The sequence below is a fragment of the Streptomyces sp. NPDC096339 genome (assembly GCF_044762985.1).
In the GTDB taxonomy this organism is placed as follows: Bacteria; Actinomycetota; Actinomycetes; order Streptomycetales; family Streptomycetaceae; genus Streptomyces.
The window spans coordinates 81,262-100,075 of sequence record NZ_JBIWFI010000019.1 but is presented as its reverse complement, the minus strand read 5'-3'; the positions used below and the strand labels follow the sequence as shown (position 1 = coordinate 100,075).

Here is an 18,814-nt window from a genome sequence, read left to right as displayed (position 1 = left end):
TCTAGCCCTCCCCGGCGTACTCCGGGCACTCCGGGTTCCGGCAGGGGCCCGGAGTCCAGTACGGGATGAAGATCCCCAGGGACTTGCGCCGTCTGAGCACCGTATCGACGGGGCTCCCGCACGTCGGGCACATCTGCTGCTCGTGCCCGGCGTGCGGGGCGATCGTCTCGTGCGGGCGCTGCTGCTGTTCACCGGCCATACCTCTACGGTAGGCCGGTTTCTCCCTTTTGCGCGGTCAGCGCTTGACGGCGTACGAGGTGATGACCTGACCGCCGCCGAGGGCGGTGCAGCCGGTGAGCTCCAGCGGGCGCACTCCGAATCCGGCGCGGGACATCGGCATGCCGGTCCCCACGAACACCGGGTACGTCTTGACGATGTACTCGTCGATCTCGTCGATCAACTGGGTGGCGAGGTCGGCGCCGCCGCAGAGCCAGATGCCGAGACCGTCCTGCGCCTTGAGCTCGCGGACCTTGGCGGCGACGTCGCCGGCGATCAGCTCGACCTGCGGGTCCGGCGGGGTGGTGAGGGAGCGCGAGACCACGTACTGGCGCAGGTGGCCGTACGGATTGGCGTCACCCTGCTTGAACCCCACGTCATAGGTGGCCCGGCCCATCAGCACGGCGTCGAAACGCGCGGGCGGGGCGTCCGCGACGCCGAGCTGGTCACGGCCCAGCCGCGAGATGGTCTCCGGGTACTCGGCCATGAGGAGGTCGATGAACTCGGGGTCGACGTGGGAGTAGAAGAACTCGCCGTCGCCGTCCGGGGCTCCGATGAAGCCGTCGACCGACGTGGCGATGAAGTACGTGAGCTTGCGCAAGCGATTCTCTTCCGTTCGGCAGTGCCACCGCACCGGGGCACGTCGAGTAAAGTACTTCAGCTGTAGTGGTTACGCAAGCCCTTACGGACCCAGGCCTGCGGCTTGCGCCACATCGGCCACATCAGCGGCCCGTCCGGCAGCCGCACCGCCTCCCCCGTGAACTCCCACCCCAGCCGCTCGTAGAGCGCCCTGCTGCGCTCGCTGCTCGCCTCCAGGTACGCCGGCACGCCCTCCCGGTCGCAGCGTTCCAGCACCGGGCGCATCAGCGCGGAGCCCAGCCCCTGGCCCTGCCTGCCGGGGGCGACGGCGATCATCAGCAGGTACTCGTGCTCCTCCGCCGTGGGGTGCACCGCGCCCGTCAGCCGGCCGACCAGCTCGCAGCGCTCGTTGTCCGGGTCGGCCACGGCCCGCATCTTCGCCGGGACCTCGTCCTCGCCCTCCGGCTCCCCCGCCGGGATCCGCAGCCACAGCGCGGCCGCCGAGCCGTCCACGGCGTAGTCGATACGGCCCTCGGCGAGCGCCACGTCGACGAAGACCCCGAGGAACTTGCCGTGCACCGCGGCCATGTGCGCGGGGTCCGGGAAGACCCAGCCGCTCACCGGGTCGGTGCGGAAGGCCTCGTCGAGCAGCCGCGCCACCGCGTCCCGGTCCGACCGATCCGCCTGACGTATCTCCAGTGCCACTGGCCACACCCTTCGCTCAAGTCCCAACGTCCTTGGGGGATCCTAGAGTTGGCCCCAGCACGCGGAAAGGCCCGTTCCGGCGCCGTACGGTGCCGGAACAGGCCTTCCCCCGCCCTCCTATCGCGTGCTCACCTCGTGCGGCGCGTGACGAACTCCGCCAGCGCCAGCAGCCCTCCCGCCGCCCCGAGGTCCGCGACCGCCCGGGACAGCTGCTGCACCGCCCGGCCCATCCGGTCCGCGGCGTGGGCCTGCGCCCAGTCGCGCCCGCCGGCCTTCTCCACCGCCTCGGCTGCCCTGCGTACGTCGTCCCCGGTCATGGGGCCCGCGTACAGGGCGGCCAGCTCCTCTCCGGCCGAGGTGCCCGAGTTGAGGGCGGCGACGACCGGGAGGGACTTCTTGCGGGCGATCAGGTCCGCCCCGGCGGGCTTGCCGGTGTGCCCCGGATCCCCCCAGATGCCGATCAGGTCGTCGATCAGCTGGAAGGCCAGCCCGGCCTCCCGGCCGAAGGCGTCCATCGCCTCGACCTCCTCCGGCCCGGCCCCGGCGTACAGCGCGCCCAGGGCGCACGCGCAGCCGAGCAGCGCCCCGGTCTTCGCGGTGGCCATGGTGAGGCACTCGTCGAGCGAGACGTGCGGACGCTGCTCGAAGGCGCAGTCCGCCTGCTGGCCCCCGCACAGCTCGATGACGCAGGCCGTGAGCCGGGCCGCGGCCTCCGCGGAGGCCGGATGCGGGTCCTCGGCGAGCAGCCGCAGCGCGAGCGCCATCATGGCGTCACCCGTGATGATCGCGTCCGGTATCCCGAAGACGGTCCAGGCCGTGGACCGGCCGCGCCGCTGGACGTCCCGGTCGATGACGTCGTCGTGCAGCAGCGTGAAGTTGTGCGCCAGCTCCACGGCGACCGCCGCCGCCCGTACGGCCTCCTCCACCTCCCCGTCCGGGCCCCGCAGGGCCTGGGCGGCGGCCAGGACCAGGGCCGGCCGGATGGCCTTCCCGGTGCTGCCCGCGGCGGGCGTGCCGTCCGCGTGCTCCCAGCCGAAGTGGTACATCGCCACCCGCCGCATCGAACCGGGCAGGCTCTCGACCGCCCGGCGCAGCTGCGGGTTGACCGTTTCCCTCGTCCGTTCCAGCAGGGCGGCGGCCTCCTGGCCCTCGCCCGCGGTCAGGGCTGTGCTCATGGCGTTCAACGCGACCTCGGCCTTTCCCGCGCTCCCCGCGCTCAGCGCGCTCAGCGCCAGCGGCCGATCTCGACGTTCTCCAGGACGCCGATCGCGTCCGGCACCAGCACAGCGGCGGAGAAGTAGGCGGTGACCAGGTACGAGATGATCGCCTGCTCGCTGATCCCCATGAAGCGGACCGACAGGCTCGGCTCGATCTCGTCGGGGATGCCCGGCTGGTGCAGGCCGATCACACCCTGCTCGGCCTCGCCGGTGCGCATGCAGAGGATGGAGGTGGTGCGGGCGTCACTGATCGGGATCTTGCTGCTGGGGAAGATCGGCACCCCGCGCCAGGACGGCACGCGGTGGCCGTCGATCTCCACCGATTCGGGGTAGAGCCCGCGCTTGTTGCACTCGCGGCCGAAGGCGGCGATCGCCTTGGGGTGCGCGAGGAAGAGCTTGGAACCGCGCCGCATGCTGAGCAGCTGGTCCATGTCGTCGGGGCTGGGCGCGCCGTCGTGGGGCTGGATGCGCTGGTCGTAGTCGGCGTTGTGGAGCAGGCCGAAGTCGGTGTTGTTGAGCATCTCGTGCTCCTGGCGCTCGCGCAGCGCCTCGACCGTGAGCCGCAACTGCTGCTCGGTCTGGTTCATCGGCTGGTTGTAGAGGTCGGCGACGCGCGTGTGCACCCGCAGGACCGTCTGCGCGATGGAGAGTTCGTACTCGCGCGGGTGGGCCTCGTAGTCGACGAAGGTGCCGGGGAGCACGGCCTCGCCCCGGTGGCCGGCGGAGAGGTCGATCGCGGCCTCGCCGTACTTGTTGGTGCGCTGCTCGGGCAGGGTCCGTACGCGCTCCACGTGCGCGCGCAGGGAGTCGACGCGGTCGGCGAGCAGCTGGAAGTCCTGGCGGGTCAGGACCAGGGCGGTGCCGGAGGTGGCGGCGCGGGCGGTGTACTCCCAAATCGATTCTTCATCGACGAGCGAGTCCTCGCCGAAGAAGGCGCCGTCGGCGACGGTCTGCAGGACGGCGTCGTCACCGTAGGGGCCGGGGCCGATGTGGTCGATGCGGCCGTGGGCGAGGAGGAACACCTGGTCCGAGGGGCTGCCGAAGGAGGTCAGCTCCTGGCCGGGCTCGAAGTCGATCTGGCGGCAGCGCTGGGCGAGTTCGGTGAGCACCGCCTCGTCCTCGTAGTCGCGCAGGAGCGGGAGTTCGCCGAGCTCGGCGGGGATGACCTGGACCTGGGTGCCGGTCTTGATGAACTCGACGATGCCGTTGCCGACGGAGTAGCTGAGCCGGCGGTTGACGCGGTAGGTGCCGCCCTGCACCGGGACCCACGGGAGCATCTTCAGGAGCCACCGCGAGGTGATTTCCTGCATCTGCGGCGCGGACTTGGTCGTGGTTGCCAAGTTCCGTGCGGCCGATGTCCCGAGACTGCGCTGCGGCGTCTGGGTCTCGGATTCGGAACCTGCCTGGACCGACATGAATTTCCCCTTCGATCACTCCATGGATCTGCGGGGTGCAGCCTTGCAGTACGTAGCGTGATGAGACCATTACACAAAAGGGTGTGACTACTCCGTACGGGGGCGGGGCACACTTTGGGGCCCACCCCCTCCCCACGCGCCCCCCTGCACGCCTCACACCCCACCACTTTCGGCCATTAATTTGCATTGAGGATGCAAGTTTTCTACGGTCGACCCATGAGGCTGACCCGATTCACCGACCTGGCGCTGCGCATCCTGATGCGCCTGGCCGTCGCGGAGACGGACCTGCCGACCACGCGCGATGTAGCGGCGACCATGCGGGTCCCGTACACGCACACCGCCAAAGTGGTCGCCAGACTGCAGCATCTCGGCCTGGTCGAGGCCCGGCGCGGCCGTGGCGGCGGACTCGCCCTGACCCCCGCCGGGCGGGCGGCCTCGGTGGGCGGAGTGGTCCGCGACCTGGAGGGCGCGGGCGACGTCGTGGACTGCGACGGCACCGTCCCCTGCCCGCTGCGCTCCGCCTGCGTGCTGCGCGGCGCGCTGCGCCGGGCACAGGAGGCCTTCTTCGCCACACTGGACCCGCTGACGGTGAACGACCTGGTCGCGGCCCCGACGGGGCCTCTGTTGCTGGGCATTTCGGGCGGACCTCCGCCAGGGGCCGAAAGCCTCTGACGATCAGGGTCGGATGGCCGGTTTCCGCCCACCGTCGACCCGCCTAGGCTCAGGCTGACGGCAAGCTCGAACGAAGGTCCGCACCGCGGCGGACCTTTTTTCGGCCGCAAAATACGCATCTCAGATTCCAATTAAATGCACCATCCGCACCCTGCACCACCCACACGCGAGGAGTCCCGAATGCTTTCCGAGAAGTCGACGGCGACCGTACGAGCCACCCTGCCCGCCGTCGGAGCCGCCATCGGCGAGATAGCGGAGCTCTTCTACACGAAGCTGTTCGCGGCCCACCCGGAGCTGATCCGCGACCTCTTCAACCGGGGCAACCAGAACTCCGGCCTCCAGAAGCAGGCCCTCGCCGGCTCCATCGCGGCCTTCGCCACCCACCTCGTGGAGCACCCCGAGACCCGCCCCGACGTGATGCTGAACCGGATCGCCCACAAGCACGCCTCGCTCGGCGTCACCCGCGAGCAGTACCCGGTCGTCCACCAGCACCTGTTCGAGGCCATCGCGGAGGTGCTCGGCGATGCCGTCACCCCCGAGGTCGCCGCCGCCTGGGACGAGGTCTACTGGCTGATGGCGAACGCCCTCATCGCCATCGAGGAGCGCCTGTACGCCGAGCAGCAGGTGCTGGCCGGCGACGTCTGGCGCGAGTGGACGGTGACCGCCCGCACCGAGGAGACCGCGGACTGCGCCACCTTCCGGCTCGCCCCGGCGGACGGCGCCCCCGCCCCCGCGCACCTGCCCGGCCAGTACGTCTCCGTCCAGGTCGAACTCCCCGACGGAGCCCGCCAGATCCGCCAGTACAGCCTCTCCACCTCCCCCGGCTCCCCGGTCCGCGCCATCACCGTCAAGCGGGTACACGGGCCGGCCGCCGCGGGCCCCGACGGCGAGGTCTCGGGCCACCTGCACGCGCACGTCCGGGCGGGCGACACCCTGCGCGTCTCGGCCCCGTACGGCGACCTGACGCTCCGGGACTCCGGCGCGCCGGTCCTGCTCGCCTCGGCGGGCATCGGCTGCACCCCGATGCTCTCGATGCTGGAGCACCTGGCCGACACCGGGCACACCGCCCCGGTCACCGTGCTGCACGCCGACCGCTCCCCCGCGGACCACCCGCTGCGCGGCGACCACCAGGCCCTGACCCACAAGCTCGCGGACGCCGCCGCCCACTTCTGGTACGAGGAATCGGCCGAACCCGGCCACCACACCGGCCTGATGGACCTCGCTGCCGTCCCCGTCGCCCCCGGCACCAAGGCCTACCTCTGCGGCCCGCTGCCCTTCATGCGGGCGGTGCGCGAGCAGCTGATCACCAAGGGCGTACCGGCCTCGGACATCCACTACGAGGTGTTCGGACCCGACATGTGGCTGGCTTCCGCCTGACGGCCGGCCGGATTCCGCCCTAGCGCCGGAAGGGTCGCCTCCGTTAAACCGTAGCGTGATCAGACGAACACACAGGGTGTCCGTCGAGCACCGCAACGAAGGAGGCGGCCATGGCCGCACCCATGTCCGCGGACCGGTTCATCAACGCATTGCGCCATGAAGGCCTGACCGTCGTGGAGGTCGGCGCCTGGCGCACCCACAACCGCAACCACAAGGGCCCCTGGGGCCCGGTCCACGGGGTGATGATCCACCACACCGTCACGCACGGCACCCCGTACACCGTCCAGCTCTGCCGCGAAGGCGACGAGGACCTCCCCGGCCCCCTCTGCCACGGCGTGATCGCCAAGGACGGCCGCGTCCACCTGGTGGGCTACGGCCGCGCCAACCACGCGGGCAAGGGGGACTCCGACGTCCTGGCGGCCGTCATCGCGGAGAAGCGCCTCCCGCCCGACAACGAGGCGGACACCGACGGCAACCGCCACTTCTACGGCTTCGAGTGCGAGAACCTCGGCGACGGCAAGGACCCGTGGCCGGCGGTCCAACTGGACGCCATCGCCCGCGCGGCGGCGGCGCTCTGCCGGGTCCACGGCTGGACGTCCCGCTCGGTCATCGGCCACCTGGAATGGCAACCGGGCAAGATCGACCCGAAGGGCTTCACGATGGCCTCCATGCGCGACCGCATCGCGGAACGCCTGAAGTAACCCCGGGGCGGGGGCGCCGCACAATGGACGGGTGGACCACCCCGAACTGCGCCCCCGCCCGCCCTCGCCCCTCCAGGAGATCCGTGACGAGCGGTTCGGGCGGCACGGTGTGCGGCTGCTGCTCAAGCGGGACGATCTCGTCCACCCGGAGCTGCCCGGGAACAAGTGGCGCAAGCTCGCGCCGAATCTGCGGGCCGCCGTGGAGGCGGGGCACGGGGCGCTGGTCACTTTCGGCGGGGCGTACTCGAACCATCTGCGGGCCACCGCCGCCGCCGGGCGGCTGCTCGGGGTGGGGACCGTCGGGATCGTGCGCGGGGACGAGCTGGCCGGGCGGCCGCTGAACGATTCGCTGGCCCGGTGCGTGGCCGACGGGATGCGGCTGCACTTCGTGGCCCGCTCGGAGTACCGGCGCAAGGCCGAGCCGGATGTGCTGGCGCGACTGGTGGGCGAGGCCGGGGCGGAGGGCGCGTACGTGGTTCCGGAGGGCGGGAGCAATGTCCTCGCCCTGCACGGCTGCGCCGAGCTGGGCCGTGAACTGCGGGGTGCGGCCGATGTGGTCGCCGTGGCCTGTGGGACCGGTGGGACCCTGGCCGGGCTGGCCGCCGGGCTGGGGCCCGGGCAGCGGGCGCTGGGCGTGCCGGTGCTGGCGGGCGGGTTCCTGGGCGCGGAGATACGTTCACTCCAGGCGGCCGCGTTCGGGGGGCCGGCCGGGGAGTGGAGTCTGGCCGAGGGGTACGACCACGGCGGGTACGCCCGCGTGCCGGAGCGGCTGGAGGCCTTCGCCGCGGACTTCGGGTACCGGCACGTGCTGCCGGTGGAGCGGATCTACGTGGCGAAGCTGCTGTGGGCCCTGACCGACCTCACCGCGTCCGGAGCCTTCCCCCGCGGCACCACCCTGGCCGCCGTGGTCACGGGAAGGCCGTGACGGGCCGCGTGGTTTTGCCGGGTGCGGCACCGTGCCGGGGGCGCTGCCTCGCGCCTCCGGCGGGGTGGCGTGGTTTTGCCGGGTGCGGCGCCGTTCCGGGGGCTCCGCCCCCGCGCCCCTGCGCCTCAAACGCCGGCGGGGCTGGGTGGTGTCCTGGAGCGGGACCGGCCCGGTTGGGGCGGGGGCCCTCCGGAGTGTCTCCTCGTCCTCGCGCCTGCGGGCACCGCGAGACAGCTCGGCGCGGTTGCGCGCTCGTCCTGCGGGGACCCTCCTGCGGACCCCCACCCCAACAGCACACTCCCGCCCCGCCCGGGCGGGGTCTTGGCCTGACTGTCGGAGCGGGGGCACGGTGGGGCGTCCCCGCAGGACGAGCGCGCAACCACCCTCGGCACTTTCACGACGGCCGCAGGCGCGAGGACGAGGAGACGCCCCGCCGGGACACCGCGCAGCGGCCTCGGGGTCGGGGCCCCGGCCCGGGAAACTCCAGCCCCGCCGGCGATTGAGGCGCGGGGTCCGGGGCGGAGCCCCGGCAACGGACCCGCACCGGACAGCGGGCACCAGCCAACCTCCAGCCCCGCCGGAGGCGAGAGGCGCGGGGCCAGCGCCCCCGGAACGGCGCCGCACCCGCCGCGCAAGGGATCAGCCCTGCTCGCGATAGGCGGCGGCCTCCTCCAGGTCCAGCCGCCGCAGCAACGCCCGCAGCATCTCGTCGTCGATCCGGCGCTGGTCGCGCAGCTGCACGAAGACCTCCCGTTCGGCCTCGATCATCTCTCCGGCGAGGCGCCGGTAGACGTCGTCCGCCGACTCCCCCGTCTCCGGGTTGACCTCCCCCAGCCGCTCCCACACCGCGTTGCGCCGCCGCTCCAGCACCGTCCGCAGCCGGTCCGCAAGCGGTGGCGGCAGGGTGCTGTTCTCGGGCTGTTCCAGGAGCTCGGCCAGGCGTTCCTCCGCCGCCCGCGAGGCCTCGCTCTGCGCCTGCGCCTCCGCGAGGGTTTCCGCCTGGACGTCCTTCGGGGGCAGCTTCAGCAGCCTGATCAGCGGCGGGAGGGTGAGGCCCTGGACGACCAGGGTGCCGATGACCGTCGTGAAGGTCAGGAAGAGGATCAGGTTGCGGTGCGGGACCGTGATCGGGATGGAGAACGCGATGGCCAGCGAGACCACCCCGCGCATCCCGGCCCAGCCCACGATCACCGGCGCCTTCCAGTCGGTGTCGGTCTCCCGCGAGCGGATCCGCTCCGACACCCACCGGGGAAGGAAGGTCGCCGGGAACACCCAGACGAACCGGGCCACCACCACCGCGAGGAACACCGCGATCGCGTACCAGGCCGCGGTCAGGCCCTCGTACTCCCCCAGCCCCTTGAGGACCACCGGCAGTTGGAGCCCGATCAGCGCGAACACCACCGACTCCAGCACGAAGGCGATCACCTTCCACACCGCCTCCTCCTGGAGCCGGGTCGCGAAGTCGACCTGCCAGTTGCGGTGCCCGAGGTACAGCGCGACCACGACCACCGCGAGCACCCCGGAGGCGTGCACCCGCTCGGCCGCCGCGTACGCCACGAAGGGGATCAGCAGCGACAGGGTGTTCTGGAGCAGCGGCTCCTTGAGCCGGGTGCGCAGCTGGTGGATCGGCACCATCAGCAGCAGGCCCACTCCGACCCCGCCCACCGAGGCCACCAGGAACTCCGCGATCCCACCCGCCCAGCCGGCGCTCGTGCCGATCGCCGCCGCCAGGGCGACGTTGTACGCGGTGATCGCGGTGGCGTCGTTGACCAGGGACTCGCCCTGCAGGATGGTCGTGATCCGGTTCGGCAGGCCGAGCTTGCGCGCGATCGCGGTGGCGGCGACCGCGTCGGGCGGCGCGATGACCGCGCCGAGCACCAGGGCGACCGGCAGGGAGAGCGCGGGCATCACCAGGTAGGCCGCGTAGCCGACGGCGAGCGTCGCGAAGAGCACGTAGCCGACCGACAGCAGGGCGACGGGCCGGATGTTCGCCCGCAGGTCCAGGTACGAGCTGTCGACGGCGGCCGTGTACAGCAGCGGCGGGAGCAGCAGCGGCAGCACGATGTGCGGATCCAGGGCGTACGAGGGCACGCCCGGGACGTACGCGGCCACCAGCCCCACCGCGACCAGCAGCAGCGGCGCCGGCACCGGTGTGCGGCGGGCCGCCCCGGCCACGGCGGCGCTGACCGCGATCAGCGCCACCAGCGGCAATACCTCCATCGAAGATCCATCCTCAATCGTCGCGCGCCCGCACCCTGGTCGTACGCTGGCCATCATGAGCGAGTGCACCCACGTTGCCGAACTGCCGCGCCCCGAGCCCATCCCCTCTGCCCAGACCTGCCCGGAATGTCTGGCGCTCGGCAGTCACCCCGTCCAGCTCCGGATGTGCCTGGCGTGCGGGCACGTGGCCTGCTGCGATTCCTCGCCCCACCGCCATGCGACGGCGCACCACCAACAGACCGGTCATCCGGTGATGCGGAGCTTCGAGCCGGGCGAGACCTGGCGGTGGTGTTTTGTCGACGGTTCGATCGTCTGAGGCGGGGTAGGTCAACCCTCCGCCGGTTCCCCTGATTTGGGCCGCGCAGACCCCTAGCCACTGTGTGTACCCATGGGCTTACCATCAGTCACTGGGCAGCGGCATGGCCGGCCGGGGTGTTCAGCGGGGCCACAGGGGTGCCGCGACACGATCGCCCGGATCGCGATAGCGTCACCGGCGAACAGAGCTCGTACCACCTTGGAGGTGAGGGTGTCCCAGATCGCAGGCGAGCCCGGGACCCAGGACTTCGTGGAAGTCCGGCTGCCCGCTGCGGGTGCCTACCTGTCGGTGCTGCGAACGGCCACGGCTGGCCTCGCGGCACGTTTGGACTTCACCCTCGACGAGATCGAGGACCTCCGCATCGCGGTGGACGAGGCCTGCGCGATCCTGCTCCAGCAGGCCGTGCCGGGCTCCGTCCTCAGCTGCGTCTTCCGCCTCATCGGGGATTCGCTGGAGGTGACCGTGTCCGCGCCGACCACCGACGGTCGCGCGCCGGAGCGCGACACGTTCGCGTGGACGGTCCTGTCGGCGCTGGCCGGCAAGGTCGAGGCCACGGTCGAGGAGAACCGGACGGTGAGCATCAGCCTCTACAAACAGCGCGGCGCGGGACCAGGCCCGGCGTGAGCGGCGGGGAGATCCCGGTGCGGGGCGGGGATCGGCCCCGGGTACGGCACGAGGTCGACGGCGGCATCCCTGAACAGCAGCACGCCCGGCCGCACCCGGCTGAAGCGGATGCGGAAGACGGCTTTTTGGACTCGGCGGAGCGACGGGCGGGCCCTATGAGCGAGAACCAGCACGATCAAGTACAGCCGCCGGAGGCCGCTGCCAAGCCCCCGGAGGCTCTGCCCGGCGCCCCGGAGGGCGCCGGGACACCGGCAGCGCCGGCACCGGGGCTCCCGGTGTCGCCGGCGCTGCCGGACCCGCGCGACCGCAGCGGTGCGCGGGCCCTCTTCATCGAGCTGCGGGCGCTGCCCGACGGCTCGCCGGAGAAGGCGGAGCTGCGCAACCGCCTGGTGCGGATGCACCTGCCGCTGGTGGAGCACCTGGCGCGGAGGTTCCGCAACCGCGGTGAGCCGCTGGACGACCTGACGCAGGTCGCGACGATCGGCCTGATCAAGTCGGTGGACCGGTTCGACCCGGACCGCGGGGTCGAGTTCTCCACGTACGCCACGCCCACGGTGGTCGGCGAGATCAAGCGCCACTTCCGGGACAAGGGCTGGGCGGTACGGGTTCCCCGGCGCCTCCAGGAGCTGCGGCTCTCACTGACGACGGCCACCGCGGAACTGTCCCAACAGCACGGCCGCTCCCCCACCGTCCACGAACTGGCCGAGCGGCTGGGGATCTCCGAGGAGGAGGTTCTGGAGGGGCTGGAATCGGCCAACGCCTACAGCACCCTCTCGCTGGACGTCCCGGACACCGACGACGAGTCGCCGGCGGTCGCGGACACCCTGGGCGCGGAGGACGAGGCCCTGGAGGGCGTCGAGTACCGCGAGTCCCTCAAGCCCCTGCTGGAGGGACTGCCGCCCCGAGAGAAGCGGATCCTGCTGCTCCGGTTCTTCGGGAACATGACCCAGTCGCAGATCGCGCAGGAGGTCGGCATCTCCCAGATGCACGTCTCGCGTCTGCTGGCCCGCACCCTGGCGCAGCTTCGCGACAAGCTCCTCGTCGAGGAGTAGGAGCGGGAGCGGGAGGAGTACGAGGCGTACGACGTACGAGGGCTATCGGGCCTGCTCGCCGGGCCCGATGCCGAGTGCTTCGGTCGCCGTGGGGTTCACCAGGAGCACCAGGACGGCCACCGCCGCCACGGCCAGCGCCACGGCGGCCGCGATCATCGCGCCGCCCGTGCTGTACAGGGTGTAGGCCACGGGCAGCGCCATCAGCTGGGTGATCAGTGCCGGGCCGCGGCTCCAGCGGCGGCCCAGGCGCAGACCGCGCGCACCGATCAACGGCAGTGCGGCCAGGACGAGGAGGGTGATCCCGCCGGTCTCGGCCTGCTGGGGGGAATCGGGGTCTCCCGCGATGCCCACGAAGAGCATGTAGACGCCGAGTCCGGCCAGCGCCAGCCCCTCCAGGGCGGTGAGCGCGGCGGCGGCGGTCAGCCGCCGGGGCAGCGCGGAGGCGGGTGCGGATGCGGCGGCGGTTGCGGCGGCGGGGGCCTTCTCGGGCTGCTTCTTACTCACCCCAGCAGGGTAGCCGCGTGCCCCGGACCCCTGAGGGGACGGGCAGTAGGGTCGGCATATGCGGGGGTGGGTAGGCTGGCGCTCATGCGTGCACTTCTCGTGGCCAACCCAGCAGCGACGACCACCAGTGCGCGCACGCGCGACGTCCTGACCCATGCCCTGGCCAGCGAGATGAAGCTGGAGGCGGTGACCACCGAGTACCGGGGGCACGCCCGGGACCTGGGGCGCAAGGCCGCGCACGAGGGGCTCGACCTCGTGGTGGCGCTGGGCGGCGACGGCACGGTCAACGAGGTGGTCAACGGGCTGCTGCACGACGGGCCCGATCCGGACAACCTGCCCCGGCTGGCGGTGGTCCCCGGCGGGTCGACCAATGTGTTCGCACGCGCACTCGGTCTGCCGAACGACGCGGTCGAGGCGACCGGTGCCCTGCTGGACGCACTGCGGGAGCAGCGCGAGCGGACGATCGGTCTGGGCCTGGCGGCCGGCGCCCCCGGAACGGAGGACGAGTCGGTTCCGTCGCGCTGGTTCACGTTCTGCGCCGGCTTCGGTTTCGACGCGGGGGTGGTCGGCCGGGTCGAGCAGCAGCGGGAGCGGGGCAAGCGTTCGACGCATGCGCTCTACGTACGGCAGCTGATGCGCCAGTTCTGGGAGGAACCCAATCGGCGGCACGGCACGGTCACGCTGGAGCGCCCGGGAGCCGATCCCGTGACGGATCTGGTGCTGTCGATAGTGTGCAACACCTCACCGTGGACATATCTGGGGAATCGTCCGCTTTACGCCTCCCCTGAGGCATCGTTCGATACCGCGCTTGACGTATTGGCGCTGGATCGTTTGTCAACTCCGGCGGTCGCTCGGTACGCGACACAGCTCCTGACCTCGACTCCTGAGCGGGGTCCACACGGCAAGCACGCGGTGTCTCTGCACGATCTGACCGACTTCACCTTGCATTCGAAGGTTCCGCTCCCGTTCCAGATGGACGGCGATCACCTGGGCTTGCGCACCAGCGTTCGGTTCGCAGGCGTACGGCGAGCACTGCGTGTGATTGTGTGAGTAGAAGGGCCCAAAGTCCTTTCACTCGAACGTTTACACGCCGGTCCACCCTCACGATGTAGGGCTGTGACCTAGTAGACACCGACGAATCAAAAAAAACTTTCCGGAAGGGGTTGTATCCCCGTCCGAGGTTTGCGAATCTCTTCATGGCGATCGGGACAGCCCGCAGAACCCGGCACCCACACAGAGCGCCAGAACCCCTCTCACGAATGCCTGATTGATCACCCGGGAAACCAGGTGGTCGACCTTCCCTCACGGGGGGATTCGTGAAAGCGTTCACATTCACAAGCAACCTGCCCGCAATACAAGGAGATGGAGCAGCCATGGACTGGCGTCACAACGCCGTTTGTCGTGAGGAAGACCCGGAACTCTTCTTCCCCATCGGCAACACCGGTCCTGCGCTGCTGCAGATCGAGGAAGCCAAGGCCGTCTGCCGCCGTTGCCCCGTCATGGAGCAGTGCCTGCAGTGGGCGCTCGAGTCCGGTCAGGACTCCGGCGTCTGGGGCGGTCTCAGCGAGGACGAGCGCCGCGCGATGAAGCGCCGCGCCGCTCGCAACCGGGCGCGCAACGCCAGCGCCTGACAACGACTTTCGAGCCTCGACGTGCAGCGCGTAGTACCCGAATAAGCGCTTGGCAACGTGCTCTTGGACCCCGGACCGATCACCATTCGGTCCGGGGTTCAGTGCTGTCCGGGGCAGATCCTCGTCACGTTGAGTGACGGTACGGCTGCTACTTCTGCGGGCTGGAGGGGATGTCGAGGACGACCTTCGTGCCGTGCGGCTCCGCCGGGACCATGTCGAAGGTGCCGCCCAGCTCGCCCTCCACGAGGGTCCGTACGATCTGCAGGCCGAGGTTCCCGGCCCGCTGGGGGTCGAACCCCTCGGGCAGTCCGCGGCCGTCGTCGAGCACGGTGATGAGCAGCCGGCCGTCCGCACGGCCGGTGCCGGAGCGGACCGCCGACACCTCCACCGTGCCCCGTTCGGCCGGGGCGAAGGCGTGTTCCAGGGCGTTCTGAAGGATCTCGGTCAGCACCATCGACAGCGGAGTGGCGACCTCCGCGTCCAGGATTCCGAAGCGGCCGGTGCGCCGGCAGTCGACCTTGCCCGGGGAGATCTCCGAGACCATCGCGATCACCCGGTCGGCGATCTCGTCGAACTCGACCCGCTCATCCAGGTTCTGAGACAGCGTCTCGTGCACGATCGCGATCGAACCGACCCGGCGCACGGCCTCGTTGAGGGCCTCGCGGCCCTGCGGGGAATCCATCCGGCGGGACTGGAGGCGCAGCAGCGCGGCCACGGTCTGGAGGTTGTTCTTCACCCGGTGGTGGATCTCCCGGATGGTCGCGTCCTTGGTGATCAATTCGCGTTCGCGACGGCGCAGTTCCGTGACGTCGCGGCAGAGCACCAGGGAGCCGATGCGGGTCCCCTTGGGCTTGAGCGGGATCGCCCGCAGCTGGATGACCCCGCCGTTGCCCTCGACCTCGGTCTCCCGGGGGGCCCAGCCGCTGGCGAGCTTCACGATCGCCTCGTCCACCGGACCCCGGGTGGGGGCGAGTTCGGCGGTGGTGTTGCCCAGGTGCTGGCCGACCAGGTCGGAGGCGAGGCCGAGCCGGTGGTACGCGGAGAGGGCGTTCGGGGAGGCGTAGGTGACCACGCCGTCAGCGTCGAGCCGGATCAGGCCGTCACCGACGCGCGGGGAGGCGTCCATGTCGACCTGCTGGCCGGGGAAGGGGAAGGCGCCCGCCGCGATCATCTGGGCCAGGTCCGAGGCGGACTGGAGGTAGGTCAGCTCCAGCCGGCTCGGTGTACGCACAGTGAGCAGGTTGGTATTGCGGGCGATCACTCCGAGTACCCGGCCTTCGCGGCGGACGGGGATCGACTCGACGCGGACGGGCACCTCCTCGCGCCACTCCGGGTCGCCCTCGCGCACGATGCGGCCCTCGTCGAGCGCGGCGTCGAGCAGCGGGCGGCGGCCGCGCGGCACCAGGTGGCCGACCATGTCGTCCTGGTACGAGGTGGGGCCGGTGTTCGGGCGCATCTGCGCGACCGAGACGTACCGGCTGCCGTCGAGCGTGGGCACCCACAGCACGAGGTCGGCGAAGGAGAGGTCGGAGAGCAGCTGCCACTCGGAGACCAGCAGGTGGAGCCACTCCAGGTCGGTTTCACCGAGAGCGGTGTGCTGGCGTACGAGGTCGTTCATGGAGGGCACGTGGCGAGCGTACCCCGGGTACGCCGCATGACTTTCCCCACGACGGTACTCAGGAGTATCCAGAACGCCCGGGGGCCGCGTACTGTTGGAGGAACCGACGGGTTCATCCCCCCGTCATTGGATGGACAGAACAGAATGGTCTAGTCCACAATTGCTTCAAGCCTCCGTCCTCCCCGCACAGGAGGACGGATCGAGGCGAGCCGCGTGATCTGCCCTGACCGCGCAGGCGCCTCTCCGCGGCCGCGGGAACCGCACACCCGCCGGCCGTAAGTACTCCGGGCTACGGTGCCGGACGGGCTGAGGGTCCCGTCGGGCACCGTGGCCCAGAGGAATCCCCGCGAATTCCCGCGGATCACTCCGGCCAGGCCAGCAGCGCCCGCTCCGCGACCGCCTCCAGCTCCTCCCGGCTCGCCCCGTCGCGCGACTGCTGGGACATCCCCTGAAGCACGACTCCGGCGTACCGGGCCAGCGCCCGCGCGTCCGTGTCCGCGGGCAGCACGCCGCCGGCCATGTCGGCCCGGATCCGGCGCTCGAAGAGTTCCAGGTTGGCGTTGCGCCGTTCGCGCAGGGCCTCGGCGACCTCTTCCGACGTCGTGTTGATCGCCGCGCTGATGACCATGCAGCCCGGCGGATGGGCCGGGTCGGTGTAGACCTCGGCGGCCTCGCGCAGGATGCGGCCCACCGCCGCGCGGGCGGTGGGCTCCTCGGCCAGGGCCACGCTCGCGAAGTCCGCGTACCGCCGGCCGTAGACCACCACGACCTCGTCGAAGAGCTTGCGCTTGTCCCCGAAGGCCGCGTAGAGGCTGGGCGCGCCGATGCCGAGCGAGGTGGTCAGGTCGGAGATCGAGGTCGCCTCGTAGCCGCGCTCCCAGAAGGCGAGCATGGCCTTGTCGAGGGCGGCGTCGCGGTCGAAGGAGCGGGGCCTGCCGCGCTGTCCTGTCACCATGCGCCGATTCTATAGCGGTCGTTAGTGAATCTGATACGGTCCTTTCTGTAGCGACCACTAGCGAAATGCGAAGGGGGGCGCGTCATGGGCGTGCTCAAGGGGAAGACGGCGCTGGTCACGGGCGGCAGCCGGGGTATCGGACGGGCCGTCGCGGAGCGGCTGGCGCGGGACGGCGCGCTGGTCGCGGTGCACTACGGCCGCGACGGGGCGGCGGCGAAGGAGACGGTGGCCTCGATCGAGGCGGCCGGCGGGGCGGCCTTCGCGATCCGGGCGGAGCTGGGTGTGCCGGGGGACGCGCGGGCGCTGTGGGCGGCGTACGAGGCCCATCCCGCGCACACGGAGGGGGTGGACATCCTGGTCAACAACGCGGGTTCGGCGGCGTTCGCCGGCATCGAGGAGATCGACGAGGAGACGTACGACCGGACGCTGGCCCTGAACGCCAAGGCCCCGCTGTTCGTGATCAAGTACGGGCTGGCGCGGCTGCGGGACGGCGGCCGGATCGTGAACGTCACGGGCACCCCGGACCTGGCACTGCCGGCGATCCTGGCCACGGTCACGGCGAAGGGCGCGACGAACGCGCTGACCCGCTCGCTGGCCGCGGAGCTCGCGCCGCGCGGGATCACGGTGAACTCGGTCGGCCCCGGCATCACGGAGACCGACCTGAACGCGGGCCTCCTCGCGGACGCGGGGACCCGGGCCCACCTTGCCTCCCGGTCGGTCTTCCACCGCATCGGCGAGGCGGAGGAGGTCGCGGACGTGGTGGCGTTCCTGGCCTCCCCGGACTCCCGCTGGATGACGGGCCAGCACCTGAACGCCACGGGCGGCCTCCAGCTGGCCCTGGTCTAGCCTCTGGGCTCCGCCGGGCGCGGCTCAAAGATCGGGGCTCCGCCCCGCACCCCGCTCCTCAAACGCCGGAGAGGCTGGATTCGGCATCTGCCGTCCGCCAGGCGCGGCCGGGACAATCCAGCCCCGCCGGCGTTTGAGGCGCGGGGTCCGGGGCGGAGCCCCAGGGTGCCGCGCAGCGGCGCCTCGGCCTCGGCCGGACCCCCGGGAGGCCGGAGACCCCGATCCGGATCACCATGGGAGTTGGGCGGAGCCCAGCGGGGAAGGGCCCGGTTCTGGTAGATTGGTCTATACCACCACCGCACTCCAGATCGGCAGGCCCCGCGTGGAAGTTGTCATCGTCCCGAACGCCAAGGCAGGCGGCGAGCTCATCGCGGAGGCCATGGCCGCCCTGGTCCGCCGCAAGCCCGACGCCCTGCTCGGCGTGGCGACCGGCTCCACCCCGCTGCCCATCTACGAGGCCCTCGCCGCCAAGGTCAAGGCGGGCGAGGTCGACGCCTCCAAGGCCCGCATCTGCCAGCTCGACGAGTACGTCGGCCTGCCGGCCGGGCACCCCGAGTCCTACCGGGCCGTCGTCCTGCGCGAGGTGGTGGAGCCCCTCGGTCTGTCCGAGTCGTCCTTCATGGGTCCCGACGGCTCCGCCGAGGACATCGTCGCCGCCTGCGAGGCCTACGACCGGGCACTCGCCGCGGCCGGCGGCGTCGACCTCCAGCTGCTGGGCATCGGCACCGACGGGCACATCGGCTTCAACGAGCCCTGCTCCTCCCTCGCCTCCCGCACCCGGATCAAGACGCTGACCGAGCAGACCCGCGTGGACAACGCGCGCTTCTTCGAGGACGACATAGACCAGGTGCCCCACCACGTCATCACCCAGGGCATCGGCACCATCCTCGACGCCCGCCACCTCGTCCTCCTCGCCACCGGCGAGGGCAAGGCCGAGGCCGTCGCGCAGACCGTCGAGGGCCCGCTGTCCGCGCTGGTCCCGGCCTCCGCCCTGCAGCTGCACCGGCACGCCACCGTCGTCGTGGACGAGGCCGCCGCGTCGAAGCTGAAGCTGGCCGACTACTTCCGCCACACCTACGCCAACAAGCCGGCCTGGCAGGGGCTGTAGCCCCACGAAGGTCCCACGAACGCGAACGGCCGGGCCCCCACAGGCGGTGGGGCCCGGCCGTTCGTCATGTCGCCGGTACCGGTACGGCCGAGGCCGGGCTCCCGCGGTGGGAGCCCGGCCTCGGCCGTATCCG

General features: G+C 71.4%; 20 protein-coding genes. 11 read left to right on the top strand and 9 right to left on the bottom strand.

Annotation, left to right across the window (positions count from 1 at the left end):
• Position 1 precedes the first annotated feature (1 nt).
• From ACIQ5Y_RS23540 to ACIQ5Y_RS23520, 5 genes are all read right to left on the bottom strand, one after another.
• Positions 2–199 (bottom strand): hypothetical protein, encoded by a 198-nt coding sequence (locus tag ACIQ5Y_RS23540; protein ID WP_403883677.1) that lies wholly within the window; start codon positions 197–199, stop codon positions 2–4.
• A gap of 36 nt (positions 200–235) precedes the next feature.
• Positions 236–817, bottom strand: coding sequence for a dihydrofolate reductase family protein (locus ACIQ5Y_RS23535; RefSeq protein WP_403883674.1), 582 nt, complete (start codon positions 815–817; stop codon positions 236–238).
• Positions 818–873: 56 nt separating this feature from the next.
• Positions 874–1,500 (bottom strand): GNAT family N-acetyltransferase, encoded by a 627-nt coding sequence (locus tag ACIQ5Y_RS23530; RefSeq protein WP_403883671.1) that lies wholly within the window; start codon positions 1,498–1,500, stop codon positions 874–876.
• 128 nt (positions 1,501–1,628) lie between these two features.
• Positions 1,629–2,675, bottom strand: coding sequence for a family 2 encapsulin nanocompartment cargo protein polyprenyl transferase (locus tag ACIQ5Y_RS23525; protein ID WP_403883668.1), 1,047 nt, complete (start codon positions 2,673–2,675; stop codon positions 1,629–1,631).
• A 50-nt stretch (positions 2,676–2,725) separates the two neighbouring features.
• Positions 2,726–4,132, bottom strand: a complete 1,407-nt coding sequence (locus ACIQ5Y_RS23520) for a family 2B encapsulin nanocompartment shell protein (RefSeq protein WP_403883665.1) — start codon at positions 4,130–4,132, stop codon at positions 2,726–2,728.
• Between the two features lie 216 nt (positions 4,133–4,348).
• On the opposite strand from ACIQ5Y_RS23520, the gene ACIQ5Y_RS23515 reads away from it, so the two are divergent.
• From ACIQ5Y_RS23515 to ACIQ5Y_RS23500, 4 genes are all read left to right on the top strand, one after another.
• The gene (locus tag ACIQ5Y_RS23515) at positions 4,349–4,804 is read left to right on the top strand and encodes an RrF2 family transcriptional regulator (protein WP_403883662.1); all 456 of its coding nucleotides are present in this window, start codon (positions 4,349–4,351) and stop codon (positions 4,802–4,804) included.
• Positions 4,805–4,984: 180 nt separating this feature from the next.
• Positions 4,985–6,181, top strand: coding sequence for a globin domain-containing protein (locus ACIQ5Y_RS23510; protein WP_403883658.1), 1,197 nt, complete (start codon positions 4,985–4,987; stop codon positions 6,179–6,181).
• Between the two features lie 110 nt (positions 6,182–6,291).
• The gene (locus ACIQ5Y_RS23505) at positions 6,292–6,882 is read left to right on the top strand and encodes an N-acetylmuramoyl-L-alanine amidase (protein ID WP_403883655.1); all 591 of its coding nucleotides are present in this window, start codon (positions 6,292–6,294) and stop codon (positions 6,880–6,882) included.
• A gap of 31 nt (positions 6,883–6,913) precedes the next feature.
• Positions 6,914–7,807: a 1-aminocyclopropane-1-carboxylate deaminase/D-cysteine desulfhydrase gene (locus ACIQ5Y_RS23500; RefSeq protein ID WP_403883652.1), complete on the top strand. Its 894-nt coding sequence runs from the start codon at positions 6,914–6,916 to the stop codon at positions 7,805–7,807.
• 639 nt (positions 7,808–8,446) lie between these two features.
• Here ACIQ5Y_RS23500 and ACIQ5Y_RS23495 read toward each other — a convergent pair.
• Positions 8,447–10,027 (bottom strand): Na+/H+ antiporter, encoded by a 1,581-nt coding sequence (locus tag ACIQ5Y_RS23495; protein WP_403883650.1) that lies wholly within the window; start codon positions 10,025–10,027, stop codon positions 8,447–8,449.
• A 55-nt stretch (positions 10,028–10,082) separates the two neighbouring features.
• On the opposite strand from ACIQ5Y_RS23495, the gene ACIQ5Y_RS23490 reads away from it, so the two are divergent.
• The 3 genes from ACIQ5Y_RS23490 (at position 10,083) to ACIQ5Y_RS23480 (ending at position 12,019) form a co-directional block, all read left to right on the top strand.
• Positions 10,083–10,343 carry a UBP-type zinc finger domain-containing protein gene (locus tag ACIQ5Y_RS23490; protein WP_403883647.1) on the top strand — a complete coding sequence of 87 codons (261 nt, stop codon included), beginning with the start codon at positions 10,083–10,085 and terminating at the stop codon, positions 10,341–10,343.
• A 210-nt stretch (positions 10,344–10,553) separates the two neighbouring features.
• Positions 10,554–10,967 (top strand): anti-sigma regulatory factor, encoded by a 414-nt coding sequence (locus ACIQ5Y_RS23485; RefSeq protein ID WP_365165629.1) that lies wholly within the window; start codon positions 10,554–10,556, stop codon positions 10,965–10,967.
• Positions 10,964–12,019: a SigB/SigF/SigG family RNA polymerase sigma factor gene (locus ACIQ5Y_RS23480; protein WP_403883643.1), complete on the top strand. Its 1,056-nt coding sequence runs from the start codon at positions 10,964–10,966 to the stop codon at positions 12,017–12,019. The genes ACIQ5Y_RS23485 and ACIQ5Y_RS23480 overlap by 4 nt, the downstream gene beginning before the upstream one ends.
• 42 nt (positions 12,020–12,061) lie before the next feature.
• Here ACIQ5Y_RS23480 and ACIQ5Y_RS23475 read toward each other — a convergent pair whose 3' ends face one another.
• Positions 12,062–12,523 carry a hypothetical protein gene (locus ACIQ5Y_RS23475; protein WP_403883640.1) on the bottom strand — a complete coding sequence of 154 codons (462 nt, stop codon included), beginning with the start codon at positions 12,521–12,523 and terminating at the stop codon, positions 12,062–12,064.
• A gap of 84 nt (positions 12,524–12,607) precedes the next feature.
• Between ACIQ5Y_RS23475 and ACIQ5Y_RS23470 the strand changes: the two genes are divergently transcribed.
• A complete protein-coding gene (locus ACIQ5Y_RS23470) occupies positions 12,608–13,573 on the top strand; it encodes a diacylglycerol/lipid kinase family protein (protein WP_384584542.1) in 966 nt (321 codons plus the stop codon).
• 323 nt (positions 13,574–13,896) lie between these two features.
• A complete protein-coding gene (locus ACIQ5Y_RS23465) occupies positions 13,897–14,154 on the top strand; it encodes a WhiB family transcriptional regulator (protein WP_003953983.1) in 258 nt (85 codons plus the stop codon).
• A 148-nt stretch (positions 14,155–14,302) separates the two neighbouring features.
• On the opposite strand, the gene ACIQ5Y_RS23460 is transcribed toward ACIQ5Y_RS23465, so the two are convergent.
• Together ACIQ5Y_RS23460 and ACIQ5Y_RS23455 are read right to left on the bottom strand one after the other, a co-directional pair.
• Positions 14,303–15,772, bottom strand: coding sequence for a sensor histidine kinase (locus ACIQ5Y_RS23460; protein WP_403883787.1), 1,470 nt, complete (start codon positions 15,770–15,772; stop codon positions 14,303–14,305).
• A gap of 361 nt (positions 15,773–16,133) precedes the next feature.
• A complete protein-coding gene (locus ACIQ5Y_RS23455; RefSeq protein WP_403883637.1) occupies positions 16,134–16,727 on the bottom strand; it encodes a TetR/AcrR family transcriptional regulator in 594 nt (197 codons plus the stop codon).
• 84 nt (positions 16,728–16,811) lie between these two features.
• Between ACIQ5Y_RS23455 and ACIQ5Y_RS23450 the strand changes: the two genes are divergently transcribed.
• Together ACIQ5Y_RS23450 and nagB are read left to right on the top strand one after the other, a co-directional pair.
• Positions 16,812–17,573: an SDR family oxidoreductase gene (locus ACIQ5Y_RS23450; protein WP_403883634.1), complete on the top strand. Its 762-nt coding sequence runs from the start codon at positions 16,812–16,814 to the stop codon at positions 17,571–17,573.
• Positions 17,574–17,895: 322 nt separating this feature from the next.
• Positions 17,896–18,681 carry a glucosamine-6-phosphate deaminase gene (gene nagB, locus ACIQ5Y_RS23445; RefSeq protein WP_403883632.1) on the top strand — a complete coding sequence of 262 codons (786 nt, stop codon included), beginning with the start codon at positions 17,896–17,898 and terminating at the stop codon, positions 18,679–18,681.
• The last annotated feature ends 133 nt before the right edge of the window (positions 18,682–18,814 follow it).